Genomic DNA, 15,926 nt, shown 5'->3' with positions numbered 1-15,926 from the left:
GTAAACCTAAGTAAGGGAGATGGATGAGGCAATATAACTATTTAATCTATGCCTTAATGTGTGTACTGATATGGAGCTTTATTCCGATTGTTTCTCGTTTTGGGCAAGAGGGCTTAGATAGCTTTCAATTTTTATTTTGGTCCAACCTAATTTCAGCAATTGCGGTGATATTGGTCGCGATGAGTGCGGGTTATAAACCTGCTAAGCTATTTATTTTGCCGTCTAATACGCTAATTAAAGTGTGTATTTTAGGTGTCTTAGATTGCTTGTTTTATTTGCTTTTGTATTATGGCTACTCGATTGAAAATGGTATTGCCGTACTCGTTATTCAGTATAGTTGGCCTTTAATTATTATCTTATTGTCTGTTTTTTTATTAAAGGACAAGCTAGCAACTCGGCAAATAGCCGGTGTGATTATCGGCTTTATCGCGGTGATTATCACCTTTACCAAAGGTCATATAACTCAGCTGCAAGTTGAACATCCTCTAGCTTTACTATTAGTGTTTAGTGGTGCATTTTGTTTTGCGTTAATGTCTGTATTCTCTCGTCAGTATTCTATCGATCCCTATATTAGTACTGTTTGGCTCTTTATTTTTTCGACCTTAACATCATTGGTATTATTACTCTCATTCAGCGCATTTCAGTTGCCCACGGAGACATCGCTTTGGCCAACGATAGTGAATGGGGTACTGATTAATGGCGTATCCTATATTTTATGGTTTAAGGCGATGAATACGGGGCACTCCGCTAAAATTGCCTCTATTGTGTTTTTATCTCCAGTATTATCGGTACTTTGGTTAGTTGTTATTCTAAGCGACCCATTTGAAATTGCTTATATTATCGGGGTGTTGTTAGTGATTATTTCCGGTATCTTATGTGTTGGGCAAGCTAAAAAGCATTAATCATCGTTTAGAAGGGCAGCGAAGAGTGAAACTACCACAAACAATCATTGAGCACGTATTCAATAAGATTGGTAACTATAGCAAAATACTGGTTGGATTTAGTGGTGGTGTTGATTCAACGGTATTACTGCATGCTCTTTATCAAATAAAGAAACATCAACAACCGTTTCTTGAAGTGCGCGCTATTCATATTCATCATGGGCTAAATTCGAAAGCAGACGCTTGGGAAGCGCACTGTTCGAGTTTGTGTGCACAATGGGAAATTCCCTTTATTTGTACGCATGTCACGGTTGATTCTACAAATAGTGGCGTTGAGGCGGCTGCGCGAGAGGCTCGCTATCAAGCTTATCGTGATGCGCTGTTAGAAGATGAAATTATCGTGACGGCACAACATCTGGATGATCAAGCAGAAACATTTCTGTTGGCATTAAAACGAGGTAGCGGGCCAGCAGGGCTTTCATCGATGCCAGAATTATCGACATTTAATGGCCACTACGGGCAAACTTGCCTGCTTCGTCCATTGCTAGCGATATCTCGCGATGATTTAGAGACATATGCCAATGAAGAACAGCTTCCGTGGGTAGAAGATGATAGTAATCAAGATGACCGCTATGACCGTAATTTCCTACGATTGAATATTATGCCTGTTCTGGCACAGCGTTGGCCTCATTTCGCGAAAGCCGTATCACGTAGCGCGGCTTTGTGCGCAGAACAGGAAAACTTGCTTGATGAGCTATTACAAGATGCCCTAGAGGACATGATGGATTATCGTGGTGGTCTATTCATCGATGCATTACAGCCTTGTTCTAGCGCTAAACGTAACGCATTGCTACGACGTTGGATTGGCCTACATCAATTACCCATGCCGCCTTTTAATCAATTACACCGTATTTGGCAGGAAGTCGCGCTTGCTCGTCAGGATGCTGAGCCTATTTGCCAATTAGGCCATATTGATATCCGTCGATATCAAGGCGCTTTATGGGTTGTGCGTCGTATCAATCAGTTATTGGGGCAGCAGTATGCTTGGCATTATCCTGACCCGTTTATTTTACCTGAAGCTTTAGGCATTATTGAGGTCATTGCTGATGAAGGGCAAATCCGTCCTCCATTACCAACAGAAAAAGTCACCGTGCGCTTTGGTTTGCAAGGAACACTTAAAATTGTTGGGAGAATGCATTCAAGAAGCAGTAAGAAAATTTGGCAAGAACTGGGAATTCCTCCGTGGATGCGAGAAAGAGTTCCCCTGATTTACTACAATGAGCAGCTAATTACTGCAATAGGGTGTTTTATTACACCGGAAGGCCTTGCCGATGATGATAAACTTGGCATTGCTTTTCATTGGGTCAAATTCGATGAATATCGGTTTAATCAGTAAATGAAAAGAAGAAACCCCTTATGACTGTGATCTTTCATAAGGGGCATAGAAGGACTCAATGGTGTATGAGTTTTAGTGAGAGCTATCGACAACGATAGTGCCGATCTCAGGATGACTGAAGGTATTGATATAATCCAATCGCAGCTCTTTCGTCCCATCTTGAGTTTCTAAAATTAAATACTCAACTTTCTTCCGTAAGAGCAAATCGCTGGCTTTACCCTCAATGATTTCGCCGCCATGAAGCTTTATTTCAAGTTTCAACTGACGTTGGCATGCGATTTCAAGATATTCGTAATCATCACAATTGATAGGTTGATATTCAGTATCTGTAGACATATTCCCTCACCACTGTGTTAGTGGCGGTTATTGCCGCCTTGACTATTTTCACCAAGCATCATGTGCTTGATAGGATAATAGCACAGTAATTTTAATAACAATAATCAGTGATAGATGAAAACTTAAATAGACAGTTCGTGAATGCTTCTCGAGCCCCTATACATCAGCAAAGTCCGAAATATAATAATAACAACATTTTTATTAGTGTAAGATGCTATGATGTAAATGCAGACTAAAAATATAAGAATGAAATAGTTAGGAGACAAAGGTAATGAAAAAAACACTATTTTTAGCATTAATGGCGACAGGCATAATGGCATTAGCTGGATGCCAAAGCGCGGACAAACAACCTAGCGTGACTTATATTGATAGAGCATATACGGGCACTTTGCCATGTGCAGATTGCTCTGGTATCGAAGCAACCTTGCTGGTGAACCAAGATGGTACTTATGTTGAGCAATTAGTTTATTTAGGCACGCGTGATGGAAACCAAACTTTTTATGAAACAGGGTCATGGGCAAAAGAAGGGGATAAATTACGCATGACCAATGCCAATGGTGAACGTTCATATTTCTTACCTTCTGCTGATGATAAATCAATGGTATTGCTTGATCAGGAAGGAAATAAAATTCAATCACAATTGAATTACACATTAAATCAAGTCACAGCAAGTAAAAAAGTTGGTGAATACCGTTATTTAGCTGATGCTGCAACATTTACTGAATGTAAAACTGGGCGTACTTATACTGCTTCAGGCCTTGATCTGGAAAAAGGATACAGTGCGACAGGTGTAACGGGCGGAACGCCAGTTTATGCTGAAATTGAAGGCTATTATACCGTAAGACCTTCAATGGAAGATGGTCAATTTGACCCTGCATTAGTACAAACCGGTCATATTATGTTTGATAAATCTAGCTCATGTAAATAATAGATTTAATTTATATAATTAAATACCCTAAATATCGACTCAATAAGAGTCGATATTTTTTTAGCCATAAAAATATTGGTAAGGATTGAAGTCAATATAAGGTAAAGTGATTATATTTACTGATATCAAGTAAATTATAATTAATTGATAATTTATATATAAAAATATATTTTTTTGAAATGTGAGGGGCGTCATAACGATAAGTCAATGAGAAACAATTCTCCATAGCCACGAAATATCAACAGTAAAGGAGATTACGTATACTTTATTCAACTAGAAGCAACTCGCGGATAACGCCAGCTGAATTTAGAGAATAAAAACGTAAAATATCTCATGAGGCTAATAGATATTTATAGTGGGCAGTATGACTGGGAGAGCTTATTGTGGAAAAAAAGCTTATTTATCTGTTTTGTTCGGCGGGAATGTCAACCTCTCTTCTTGTATCAAAAATGCGTCAACAAGCTGAAAAATATGATGTTCCAGTTGTTATTGAAGCGTTTTCGGAAACCCTTGTAGCACAAAAAGGTATCGATGCGGATCTTGTTTTACTTGGTCCTCAGATTGCATGGAAAAGTTCTGAAATCCAGAGAATACTTCCAACTAAACTCGTTGAAGTTATTGATCCGATATTGTATGGAAAAGTTGATGGTCTGGGCGTGTTAAAAGCAGCAGTGGCAGCAATAAAAAATAAATGATGTTAATTAATTTTTAGTTTTTAATAACTTCAATTCTTTATCTATTTGTTATGGTTGTTTTAGCAAACAAGATATGTGATTAAAGTATCTAAGGATATTCTATGAATCATATGCTCACTTCTCTTGAAAAAGTATTGCTACCAATTGCATTAAAATTGGGCAATCAACCTCATATTAATGCAATTAAAAATGGCTTCATTAAATTGATGCCTTTAGTATTAATTGGGGCCATGTTTGTTTTGATTAATAACGTTTTTCTTAGCTTTGGTGAAGGGTCATTTTTCTATTCGCTAGGTGTTCGCTTGTCACCTGAAACAATAGAATTTTTAAATAAGTTCAAAGGAATTGGCGGTAATATTTACAATGGAACATTAGGTATTATGTCGTTAATGACCCCTTTTTTTATTGCAATGGCCCTGGCTGAAGAACGTAAAGTGGACTCAATAGCGGCAGGGATTATCGGTATCGCTGCATTTATTACGGTAACGCCATTTGATGTTAATGGTGCTTATGCGATAGGGGCTAATTGGTTAGGTGGGGCCAATATCATTTCAGGTATTGTCATCGGTTTAGTGATTGCCGAAGCTTTTGCTTTTATTGTTCGGCGTAAATGGGTTATTACATTACCGGATACAGTTCCACCTGCTGTCAGCCGTTCATTTTCAGCATTAGTTCCTGGTTTTATTATTCTTTTAGTTGTCGGAATTATTGCATGGATTTTGTCAGCTCAAGCAACTAATTTTCACCAATTTATTATGGATACGATCGCAACGCCATTAGCTTCTTTAGGTGGTGTTGTTGGTTGGGCTTACACCATTTTTACCTCCTTATTATGGTTTTTTGGTATTCATGGTGCGTTAGCGCTGACAGCCCTTGATTCAGGAATTATGACTCCTTGGGCGTTGGAAAATGTGGCACTATATAATGAATACGGTTCTATTGATAATGCAATTGCCGCTGGGCACACTTTCCATTTATGGGCGAAACCTTTATTAGATTCTTATGTCTTTCTGGGAGGGACAGGTGCGACCCTTGGATTAATCATTGCAATATTTATTGCATCACGCCGTCCTGATTATCGACAAGTTGCTAAAATAGGTTTACCCGCAGGCATATTTCAAATTAATGAACCTATTATATTTGGTATTCCTGTTATCATGAACCCGATACTTTTTATTCCATTTATTATCATTCAACCGCTATTAGCTGCAATTACCGTTATTGCTTATTATATGGGGATAATACCGCCAATAACCAATATAGGACCATGGACAATGCCTGCTGGCTTGGGGGCATTCTTTAATACAAATGGGAATATTTCGGCTTTATTATTAGCCTTGTTTAACCTCGGAGTTTCCATCCTTGTTTATTTACCCTTTGTTATTATTTCTAATAAAGCTCAGGGAATGATAGATAAAGATGAAAGTGAAGAAGATATTAAAGATGCACTGAAGTTTTAATTGATAAATATAAAGCAGGGAATAAAAAAATTATGATTGATATAGATAATAATGGTGTTCTTTCTTTTGATGGCCTCGAAGAGGTCGTGATGGGGCTTATCATTAATTCTGGGATGGCAAGAAGCTTAGCCTATAAGGCATTAAATTGCGCCAAGGAAGGCCAATTTGTTGAGGCCATGGAATTAATGGAGCAATCAAAACATGCATTGAGTGAAGCTCATCAAGTTCAAACAAAAATGATTGAAGCTGATATGGGAGAGGGGAAAATTAAAGTTAGCTTAATATTGGTTCATGCTCAAGATCATTTAATGAACACCATACTTTCGCGTGAGTTGGTCATAGAGCTAATAGAGCTTCATAAAAAAATAAGCCAATAACTGAGGAGGAATGATGCAGCCACTAATAAAAAACGATAATTCTAATATGGATATTAGAATGGTTTGTGAGAACGATATATTTAATGACAAGGATTTTCATGTTGTTATTTATAATAAAACTGAAAGCGTTACAGGGCTGCATCAACATGATTATTATGAATACACTATCGTTCTCACTGGGCGCTATTATCAGCAAGTGAATGGTAGAAAGGTGTTACTTGAAAGAGGTGACTTTGTTTTTTTACCCATTGGCTCTAGTCATGAAAGTTTTTATGAGTTTGGAGCAACTCGAATTTTCAATGTTGGAATAAGAAAGGCATTTTTTGAAAGCTACTTTTCACCTTTACTTCCCTCATTTTTTGTTGCTTCACAAGCCTATTCACTGAAAAGTGAATTTATGGCTTATATTGAATCCGTCATCGCATCATTAAATTTTCGTGACAGTGAGTTTAATGAATTTATTGAAGTAGTCACTTTCAATGTCGTTAATCGATTACGTCACTACAGAGAAAGAAAATTACATGACGATACACCTCAATGGTTAAAAAATACCATTGAAGAAATGCATGAAATTGCAATGTTTAATGAGCATGCATTAGAAAATATGGTCGCAATTACAGGGAAGTCTCAAGAATATTTGACGAGGGCTACAAAGCGTTATTACGGCAAGACGCCCATGCAACTTATTAATGATATTAGGATTAACTTTGCTAAAAAACAGCTGGAAATAACAAATTACTCTATTACAGATATTGCTTTTGAATCTGGTTACAGTAGCCCGAGTTTATTTGTTAAGAAATTCAAAGAGGCAACATCGTTAACACCAAGTGAATATAGAAAAAGCTTACAGTAACTTAATAAATATGATGAAGATAGGATGAAACATAACGCGGTATAAGTTAACTGAACACTACCATTCATCGCTATTAATAAAATAGGTAGAGGATTAAATGGAACATAAATTAAAAATTGTGACTATTGGCGGTGGAAGCAGTTATACCCCTGAATTAATTGATGGTTTTATTAAACGTTATCCTGAACTACCTATTAGTGAATTATGGCTAGTGGATATTGAAGAAGGAAAGGAAAAGTTAGACATTATCTATGATTTAAGCTTACGGATGATAAAAAATGCCAATATTCCGCTTAAATTATATAAAACGTTAAATCGTAGAGAAGCACTCAAAGATGCTGATTTTGTGACGACGCAGTTAAGGGTCGGGTTATTAGATGCACGAGAAAAAGATGAAATCATACCTTTACGCTATGGCTATTTAGGGCAAGAGACTAACGGTGCTGGCGGATTATTTAAAGGATTACGGACTATTCCAGTGATCTTTGACATTATTAAAGATGTTGAAGAGCTCTGTCCTCAAGCTTGGATAATTAATTTTACTAACCCTGCCGGTATGATCACAGAGGCTGTGCATAGATACACGAATTTTCAGCGTTTCGTTGGGGTCTGTAATGTGCCTATCGGTATGAAAATGTTTATTACAGAGGCACTTAAATTAACTGAAAAAAATCACTTATCGATAGACCTTTTTGGTTTAAATCATATGGTCTTTATTAAAGATATTTTTGTCGATGGAATCTCCCGGTTTGATGAAATATTGAAGGGTATTATTGCTCATTCATACAGTACAAACTCAGTTAAAAACATTACGGGGTTATCATTCGATAGTGGTTTTTTAAGCGCTCTAAAATTGATACCTTGCTCATACTTGCAGTATTACTTTAAATATAAAGAGATGCTAGCTATTGAGATAGCTGAATTCTACAAAGCGGGCACTAGGGCACAGGTGGTTAAAAAACTTGAAAAGTCACTTTTTGATTTATATCAGGATCCTGAATTAAACGTTAAGCCAAAACAGCTTGAACAGCGAGGGGGAGCCTATTATTCAGACGCTGCCTGTGAAGTCATCAATGCTATTTATAACGACAAGCAAACTGAACACTATGTCAATATTCCTCACCATGGACATATCGATAATATCCCATCGGATTGGGTGATAGAGATGACATGTCAATTAGGGCGTAATGGCATAACACCACACAAAAGAATGACGCATTTCGATGAAAAAGTATTGGGACTCATTTATACAATAAAAGAATTTGAGATAGCCACATGTGAAGCGGCTATTAGTGGTAATTTCAATGATATTTTATTAGCGATGAACCTAAATCCATTAGTGAGCTCTGATCATGATGCACGAAATATGGCTAAAGACCTACTTTTAGCGCATAAAGAGTATTTGCCTAATTTTGCTGAGGCTATTAAGCGCCTTGAAGAAGAATCAATGCGTCGCTAAATTTTAAATGGTAGCGGAATATGACACCTTTACTTATCGTCAATGCAGATGACTTTGGCTTATGCAAATCAGTTAATTATGGAATTGTTGAGGCACATCATCACGGTATTGTGTTATCAACGACAGCTATGGTAAATATGCCGGATGTTCACCATGCCGCCAAACTTGCCGCGGACTTACCAACATTAACAGTGGGTATGCATTTTGTATTAACTGCGGGCATGCCATTTACGCCAATGCCATCGTTAGTTCGCCAAGGTATACTTGGGAAATGGTTATGGGAAATCGAAAAACGTGGCCAATTACCGATAGAGGAAATTGTGCAGGAATTACATTTTCAGTATGACCAATTTTGTGAAATTTTTGGTCATCCGCCAAGTCATATTGATGGGCACCATCATGTACAAATGATACCGACTCTCTTTCCTCGCATTGTTGAATTTGCCAATAAAAAAGGGGTTGCATTGCGTGTTGTTCGTGATGGAAATATTGACGATAAAACCACACATATTGCGCGCACAACGGATTACTTTTCAGCTGAATTTTATGGGGAACCTCATTCTATATCTGAATCTCTCTTTTTAAATATTCTCGATACTGCGAAACAGCGAGGGGATAGTTCACTTGAAATAATGTGTCATCCAGCGTTCCTAGGTAAGGAATTATTAAAAAGTCGTTACGCTTATCCGAGATTAAAAGAGTTAGAAATTTTAACTTCAAAAAGATTAAAAGAGACGATTACTGAGAAGGGTTTTTTACTTGGGTCATATTTAGATTTATAACAAAAATGCCCAACCTATATGGATAAACAGGTTGGGCAGAGCATCATTAACGTAAGGTATTCGCGAGTTTTTCTTTTAAGAAACTCACTACGTTATCAAGACCAACAAGGGCTTTCTCGTCACTGCGACGTGCTTTGTACTCAACTTGATTGTTATCTAAGTTTCTATCGCCAATAACAATCGTGTATGGCACACCGATAAGCTCCATATCAGCAAACATAACACCAGGACGTTCTTTACGGTCATCAAAAATGACCTCTATGCCTTGTGCTTTTAAATCCGCATAGAGTTTCTCTGCAACCTCTTTGACACGGTACGATTTGTGCATGTTCATTGGCAGAATCGCAACATGGAATGGTGCGATCGCATCTGGCCAAATAATGCCGCGTTCGTCGTGGCTTTGCTCAATTGCCGCTGCAACAATACGAGTAACACCAATACCATAGCAACCCATAGTGACGATTTGATTGTGGCCTTCTTCATTCTGCACTGAAGCTTTCATCGCTTCTGAATATTTAGTGCCTAATTGGAAGATATGACCCACTTCAATGCCACGTTTGATAAGCAGTGTTCCTTTTCCATCTGGGCTTGGATCACCTTCAACCACATTACGGAGATCGAATGTTTCTGGCTGCTCTACATCGCGTTCCCAATTGATACCGAAATAGTGTTTACCATCAATGTTAGCACCAGCGCTAAAATCACTCATGACAGCGACACTGCGGTCAATAATCATTGGTAATGGCATATTAACTGGGCCTAATGAACCTGGTGCAGCTTTAATTGCCGCTTTGATTTCTTCTTCTGAAGCGAATTCCAATGGGCTTGAAACGAGAGGGTGTTTTTCCGCCTTCACTTCATTCAGTTCATGATCACCACGGATCAATAAAGCGACTAATTGATGACCCGAATTTGGTTTTGCACGGACAATCAGCGTCTTCACCGTTTTTTCAATCGGTAAAGAGAATTGTTCAACTAGCTCGGCGATTGTTTTTGCATTTGGTGTATCAACGAGACGCATCTCTTCTGTTGCTGCTGCACGTGGTGTTAATGGCGCAATCGCTTCAGCAAGCTCGATGTTGGCTGCAAAATCAGATTCTGTAGAGAAAACAATATCGTCTTCACCGCTTTGCGCGAGAACTTGGAATTCATGAGATGCGCTTCCACCGATAGAGCCTGTATCTGCTTGTACTGGGCGGAAATCAAAACCGATACGAGTAAAGATTTTGCTGTAAGCTTCATACATTGCATCATAGGTTTCTTGTAATGATTCCTGTGATGTATGGAAGGAGTAAGCATCTTTCATGATAAATTCACGTGAACGCATGATACCGAAACGTGGGCGCACTTCATCACGGAATTTAGTTTGAATCTGGAATAAGTTCAGTGGTAGCTGTTTGTATGAAGTAATTTCATTGCGAATTAAATCAGTAATCACTTCTTCATGAGTTGGACCCAAAACAAATGGGCGTTCACCACGATCAGTAAAACGCAGTAATTCAGGACCATACTGCTCCCAGCGACCACTCTCTTGCCACAAATCGGCAGGTTGAACTACGGGCAAAGATACCTCGATTGAGCCCGCATTTTCCATTTCTTCACGGACAATGTTTTCGACTTTACGTAGAACGCGGACACCAGTCGGTAACCAGTCATAAAGGCCTGATGCAAGTTTACGGATCATTCCTGCACGAAGCATCAACTGATGGCTGATCACTTCGGCATCTGCAGGAGTCTCTTTTAGTGTTGAGAGCAGATATTTGCTAGTACGCATTGTATAGGTTCCATTAGAACAACGGGTGATGGCAAAAGGTTTTATTGCCAAATCAATCTAGGCTGCAAAAGCAGCATGATAAACAGCTAGTCTACCAGTGACCGTGCTTTGCCAAAAGGGGTTAGATGATTTTTTCATAAGGCTCGATGGCGAAGACTTCTGTTACATTATTAATCACCCTCCAGCGCACATTAAAATCAAGTAAATGGACGGCATAATCACGGGGCTCTGTCATCGCTTGTTTTTTATATGCGGGGCGGGGATCTTGCATTAATACTTGTTGAATAAATTGTACAATTCCCGGATAGCGTATTTGGTATTTCTCTAAATCTTGCTGAACTTGCGGGTGAAAAATAACGTGCATATCCACAGATGGTGCATCTTGTGCAAAGCCGGCTTGTGCATTTGGAATAGCTTCTGCAAAAGGTAAATAAGGTTTAATATCAATAACCGGAGTACCATCAACTAAATCTAAACTGCCTAACTCCAAAATCACTTGATTGTGTTTTTGGATAACCCCTTTCAATTCGATTAATGACATACCAATAGGGTTTGGTCTAAAGGTCGAGCGGGTGGCGAAGACGCCCATTTTATCATTTCCACCGAGTCTTGGAGGACGTACGAGTGGCTTCCATCCCCCATTCATCGTTTGATGGAAAATAAATAGCACCCAAATGTGACTAAACTGTTCTAATCCTCTGACAGCGTTAGGGTCATTATAAGGGGGGTGTAAATGCAGCCGTCCCGAGCCACCTAGTACAAGCCCAGGTTGGCGTGGGATAGCAAATTTTTCCTTATAGGGGGATTCGATATGTCCAATAACATTACATTGGAATGATTGCATTTGATTATTATTCAACAATTTGTATTGCGCTACCTTCACAGATTGTCGCTTGATAGCACCCCGGTGAGGTCATGGTTTGACACTGATGCAACAACACCGCATCGGCTGCGATATAGGCTGCTTTCGATAACATACTTTTTTTAGCCACATTAAGATTGGCTGGCGGGCTTTGTACATTCTCGCGGCATGATTCTCCAGAAACAATCCCTAAGTCTTTAAACGGCATCCCTAATAATTCTTCAGGGCTATTCATAAGCTTGACATTAGTCGTTTCAGGCTTGGTCGTTTTTTTTGGTGCAGGCTTTGATAGCTTCATATTTGTGAAGCCTTTATTTGGACCCTGATGAATGTATTGATTCATTCCACACCCAGCTAAAATAAACGTTGCTAGGGTGAGCAATAACAATCTCATAAGTTTTTCCTTTCTTATCTTATAGGTATTGGGAAAATTACATCTGCTATGTTTTATCTTTATAAAATACAAAAAATACTAGGTGGCATTACACCACCTAGTATATTAATCATTTTTTTACGAATAAAAAAGATTACCAGCCTTTAACTGCGCCACCATCGAAAACTTCATCTGCTTTCTTAGCAACTTCATCTGATTGATATGCTTGAACAAACTTCTTCACATTTTCATCATCTTTATTGTCATCACGAGCAACAATAATATTGACATATGGAGATTCTTTATCTTCTACAAATAAACCATCTTTTGCTGGGGTTAATTTAGGTGTTGCACTACTTGCCCACGTGGTATTGATGATAGCTAGAGCAATTTTTTGATCATCCAGTGCTCGTGGTAATTGTGGTGCTTCTAATTCAACAAACTTCAATCCTTTAGGATTTTCAGTAACATCCAAAACGGTAGGCATTAAACCTGTTCCATCTTTAAGTTTAATGAGACCTTGTTGTTGTAAGAGAAGTAGTGAACGACCTAAGTTCGTTGGATCGTTAGGTAATGCGATTTGTGAGCCGTCAGCAAGTTCATCAACTGATTTAATTTGTTTGGAATATGCCGCGATAGGATAGATAAAGGTATTGCCGACAGGCGTCAATTTATAATTTCTATCTTTAATTTGTTGGTCAAGATAAGGTTTGTGTTGGAATGCGTTAGCATCAATATCACCTTTGCTGAGAGCTTCGTTTGGTAAAACGAAATCATTAAAGGCAACAAGTTCCACATTCAAACCGTATTTTTCTTTTGCGACTTTTTGTGCAACTTCAGCGACTTCCAACTCTTTCCCCATAATAACACCGACTTTGATGCTATTCGGGTCTTTCTCTTTTTCGCCACAACCCGTTAGAACTAATGAGCCTAATAGCGCGCCAACAACGGCAATAGATTTTAACTTAATAGACATAGATATACCCCTTAAACGCTTTCTTTATAGCACCTTAAAGCGGCGCTGCTATTTTTACGGACTATTTATGTGACACTTTTTTCATTAAATATTCGCCAGTAAATTGAATGACGAAGACTAAGATGATTAACAGTACAAGCACGGTATTCATCACTAATGGGTTATAAGTATAGTAGCCATACTGCATTGCTATTTGACCTAATCCCCCTGAACCGACTGCACCACCCATTGCTGAATACCCAACTAGCATAATTAAGGTGATCGTTGCCGCGTTGATGATCCCAGGTAAAGACTCTGGTAATAGAACCTTTTTAATAATTTGTAGTGGTGTCGCGCCCATAGCTCGGGAGGCTTCAATCAAACCACTTGGCACTTCTAATAGGGTATTTTCAACCATACGGGCGATGAAGGGAATTGCCCCAACAGTTAGGGGAACAATGGCCCCTTCAATGCCAATTGCCGAGCCGACTAAAAACTTGGTAAAAGGGCTGATCCAGACTAATAAAATAATAAATGGTATTGAACGGAAAATGTTCACGATTGCTGAAATTACAGCATAAAGAACAGTATTTTCCATAACTTGTCCACGACGAGTCACGTAAAGTAGAACGCCAGTAGGTACGCCCATGATAAAACCGAGGATCGCCGAAACGAAAGTCATAATAATGGTATCAATCGTTCCCGATATAAGTAGTGAAATCATTCCCTCAGACATAACCCAATACCTCTACTTTGACATGATGCTCTTTCAAAAATTCAATAGTTGCTTCAACACCGCCATTGATACCATGGAGTTCAGCGAGCATTACGCCAAACTTCACGCCACCGGCGTAATCAATCTGAGAACTTAATATGTTGATATCGATGTCAAATTTACGCACAACCATAGAGATAAGTGGTGCATCAACGGATTGACCTGTGAATTCCAGTTTCAGCAAAGGCGATAAATCTGCTGCGGGTTCACTTTTTAGTCTTTCTTTATAGTCATCTGGAATATCAATAACTAATGTTGATTTGATAAACTCTTGGGCGATAGGTGTTTTAGGGTGTGAAAACACTTCACTGACTTTATCTTGTTCAATCAATTGTCCACCGCTAATCACAGCGACTTGGTCACAAATGTTTTTCACTACATCCATTTCATGAGTGATCAATAAAATAGTAAGCCCTAAACGGCGGTTAATATCTTTGAGTAACTCAAGAATCGAACGTGTAGTGGCAGGATCTAGCGCACTAGTTGCTTCATCGCATAATAAAACTTTTGGTGAATTTGCTAAGGCTCGCGCGATAGCAACACGTTGTTTTTGTCCCCCAGAAAGATTAGCGGGATAAGCATCTTTTTTATCAGCCAGCCCAACAAGATCAAGCAGTTCATTGACACGTGCTTTGATTTTATCTTTAGGCGTATTGTCTAATTCCAGTGGTAACGCAACGTTATCAAATACATTTCGAGAAGATAATAAGTTAAAGTGTTGGAATATCATCCCAATACCGCGACGAGCTCTCGTCAAAGATTTTTCAGGCATTGCTGTTAAATCTTGGCCGTCAACAATAACTTGCCCAGAAGTCGGGCGCTCGAGCATGTTTACACAACGAATTAGAGTACTTTTACCAGCACCTGAGGCACCGATAACACCGTAGATTTGCCCAGCAGGAACATGCAGACTAATATCCGTTAATGCCTGAATATTGCGGCTTCCTTGCTGGAAAACTTTATTAATATTTGAGAGCTTTATCATTTATTTCTTCTAAATATATAGGATTCGATTTTTAGATAGTTAAATCTAACATGGTTGGATGTTAAGGCGTCTAGACGTCTAAGTCAATAAAGTTTGCTTTATTTATTCTATTCTCATTTATTTTCTTTTCATGAGATACTTAAAACTCATTTAGTTTGAGGAGTAAATCGGTGAGTAAAGGCATACCTGCAATCTTTTTAGACAGAGACGGCACAATTAATATCGACCATGGCTATGTACATAAGATAGATGACTTTCATTTTATTGACGGTGCGATTGAAGCAATGGCTGAACTCAAAAAAATGGGCTACGCGCTCGTTGTTGTCACCAACCAATCAGGAATTGGACGAGGTATCTATTCTGAAGATAGTTTTATGCAGTTAACAGAATGGATGGATTGGTCATTAGCAGACCGTGGCGTTGATCTTGATGGTATTTATTTTTGCCCTCATCATCCTGATGCTAAAGAAGCTGAGTACCGCCAAGATTGTGATTGCCGTAAGCCAAAACCTGGAATGCTATTAGATGCGCAATCTTTTCTTAATATAGATATGGCTTCTTCTATTATGGTGGGAGATAAGTTAGCTGATATGCAAGCAGGTAAAGCTGCAAAAGTCGGTACGACGATCTTAGTAAGAAGTGGTGAAGAAGTGACTGAAGAAGCAATAAGCAATGCAGATATGGTGATTGATAGTATTGCTGAACTGCCACAGATAGTAAAAAACATCAAAAAATAGGCTTATTAAGTTAAATTTGATGGCAATCTGAGCAAACGAAAAAAAATTGAAAAAAAGGGGTTGCCAGAATTTTCTGACTCCCTATAATGCGCCTCCACTGACCGACGATGAGCCAACACAGAATGTGATGGCAAGCCCAAAAGGCTAACGACGGCAGACGAGAGAATCTGAAAAGATAAGCGAAAAAAAAGCTTGACTCTCGATGAGGAAAGCGTAATATACGCCACCTCGCGACAACAACCTAAACGGTTAATATCGAAAGATAAAGTCGCAACGCTCTTTAACAATTTATCAGACA

Annotated in this window: 17 protein-coding genes; 10 read left to right on the top strand and 7 right to left on the bottom strand. The window is 38.7% G+C overall.

The features are described from left to right. Positions 1-23 precede the first annotated feature (23 nt). Positions 24-902, top strand: coding sequence for a DMT family transporter (locus tag M1F03_RS14350; protein WP_154623765.1), 879 nt, complete (start codon positions 24-26; stop codon positions 900-902). Between the two features lie 25 nt (positions 903-927). Further along, on the top strand, positions 928-2,277 hold the full coding sequence (gene tilS / locus M1F03_RS14345; RefSeq protein WP_196713509.1) for a tRNA lysidine(34) synthetase TilS: 1,350 nt from the start codon (positions 928-930) through the stop codon (positions 2,275-2,277). A 72-nt stretch (positions 2,278-2,349) separates the two neighbouring features. On the opposite strand, the gene rof is transcribed toward tilS, so the two are convergent. Beyond that, positions 2,350-2,613: a Rho-binding antiterminator gene (gene rof, locus M1F03_RS14340; RefSeq protein WP_154623766.1), complete on the bottom strand. Its 264-nt coding sequence runs from the start codon at positions 2,611-2,613 to the stop codon at positions 2,350-2,352. A gap of 271 nt (positions 2,614-2,884) precedes the next feature. Between rof and nlpE the strand changes: the two genes are divergently transcribed. The 7 genes from nlpE (at position 2,885) to chbG (ending at position 9,167) form a co-directional block, all read left to right on the top strand. Then, on the top strand, positions 2,885-3,541 hold the full coding sequence (gene nlpE / locus M1F03_RS14335; RefSeq protein ID WP_154635704.1) for an envelope stress response activation lipoprotein NlpE: 657 nt from the start codon (positions 2,885-2,887) through the stop codon (positions 3,539-3,541). A gap of 383 nt (positions 3,542-3,924) precedes the next feature. Beyond that, positions 3,925-4,236 carry a PTS sugar transporter subunit IIB gene (locus tag M1F03_RS14330; RefSeq protein WP_163862843.1) on the top strand — a complete coding sequence of 104 codons (312 nt, stop codon included), beginning with the start codon at positions 3,925-3,927 and terminating at the stop codon, positions 4,234-4,236. 101 nt (positions 4,237-4,337) lie between these two features. Then, positions 4,338-5,696: a PTS N,N'-diacetylchitobiose transporter subunit IIC gene (chbC, locus tag M1F03_RS14325; RefSeq protein WP_154625046.1), complete on the top strand. Its 1,359-nt coding sequence runs from the start codon at positions 4,338-4,340 to the stop codon at positions 5,694-5,696. 32 nt (positions 5,697-5,728) lie between these two features. Beyond that, the gene (gene chbA / locus M1F03_RS14320) at positions 5,729-6,073 is read left to right on the top strand and encodes a PTS N,N'-diacetylchitobiose transporter subunit IIA (RefSeq protein ID WP_154625047.1); all 345 of its coding nucleotides are present in this window, start codon (positions 5,729-5,731) and stop codon (positions 6,071-6,073) included. A 46-nt stretch (positions 6,074-6,119) separates the two neighbouring features. Next, complete coding sequence (chbR, locus tag M1F03_RS14315; RefSeq protein ID WP_154625057.1) at positions 6,120-6,926, top strand: transcriptional regulator ChbR; 807 nt, start codon at positions 6,120-6,122, stop codon at positions 6,924-6,926. A 97-nt stretch (positions 6,927-7,023) separates the two neighbouring features. Then, positions 7,024-8,385, top strand: coding sequence for a 6-phospho-beta-glucosidase (locus M1F03_RS14310; protein WP_251464572.1), 1,362 nt, complete (start codon positions 7,024-7,026; stop codon positions 8,383-8,385). A gap of 20 nt (positions 8,386-8,405) precedes the next feature. Further along, the gene (gene chbG / locus M1F03_RS14305; RefSeq protein ID WP_154625049.1) at positions 8,406-9,167 is read left to right on the top strand and encodes a chitin disaccharide deacetylase; all 762 of its coding nucleotides are present in this window, start codon (positions 8,406-8,408) and stop codon (positions 9,165-9,167) included. A gap of 46 nt (positions 9,168-9,213) precedes the next feature. Here the strand turns inward: chbG and proS are convergent, their stop codons facing one another. The 6 genes from proS to metN all read right to left on the bottom strand — a co-directional run bounded on the left by proS (position 9,214) and on the right by metN (position 14,891). Continuing rightward, positions 9,214-10,941: a proline--tRNA ligase gene (gene proS, locus M1F03_RS14300; RefSeq protein WP_154625050.1), complete on the bottom strand. Its 1,728-nt coding sequence runs from the start codon at positions 10,939-10,941 to the stop codon at positions 9,214-9,216. Positions 10,942-11,062: 121 nt separating this feature from the next. After that, the gene (gene tsaA, locus M1F03_RS14295; protein ID WP_154625051.1) at positions 11,063-11,785 is read right to left on the bottom strand and encodes a tRNA (N6-threonylcarbamoyladenosine(37)-N6)-methyltransferase TrmO; all 723 of its coding nucleotides are present in this window, start codon (positions 11,783-11,785) and stop codon (positions 11,063-11,065) included. 7 nt (positions 11,786-11,792) lie between these two features. Then, on the bottom strand, positions 11,793-12,197 hold the full coding sequence (rcsF, locus tag M1F03_RS14290) for an Rcs stress response system protein RcsF (protein WP_154625052.1): 405 nt from the start codon (positions 12,195-12,197) through the stop codon (positions 11,793-11,795). Between the two features lie 133 nt (positions 12,198-12,330). Then, positions 12,331-13,152: a MetQ/NlpA family lipoprotein gene (locus M1F03_RS14285; RefSeq protein ID WP_154625053.1), complete on the bottom strand. Its 822-nt coding sequence runs from the start codon at positions 13,150-13,152 to the stop codon at positions 12,331-12,333. 61 nt (positions 13,153-13,213) lie between these two features. Then, on the bottom strand, positions 13,214-13,867 hold the full coding sequence (metI, locus tag M1F03_RS14280) for a methionine ABC transporter permease MetI (protein ID WP_163862832.1): 654 nt from the start codon (positions 13,865-13,867) through the stop codon (positions 13,214-13,216). Then, complete coding sequence (gene metN / locus M1F03_RS14275; protein ID WP_154625055.1) at positions 13,860-14,891, bottom strand: methionine ABC transporter ATP-binding protein MetN; 1,032 nt, start codon at positions 14,889-14,891, stop codon at positions 13,860-13,862. The genes metI and metN overlap by 8 nt, the downstream gene beginning before the upstream one ends. Before the next feature lie 170 nt (positions 14,892-15,061). On the opposite strand from metN, the gene gmhB reads away from it, so the two are divergent. Further along, entirely contained in the window at positions 15,062-15,628 is a 567-nt protein-coding gene (gene gmhB, locus M1F03_RS14270; RefSeq protein ID WP_163862830.1) for a D-glycero-beta-D-manno-heptose 1,7-bisphosphate 7-phosphatase, read from the top strand. Positions 15,629-15,926: the final 298 nt, after the last annotated feature.

The organism is Providencia sp. PROV080, assembly GCF_033688105.1.
GTDB lineage: Bacteria > Pseudomonadota > Gammaproteobacteria > Enterobacterales > Enterobacteriaceae > Providencia > Providencia zhejiangensis.
The sequence above is the reverse complement of the archived record's forward strand: the minus strand, read 5'-3'. Positions and strand labels throughout refer to the sequence as shown.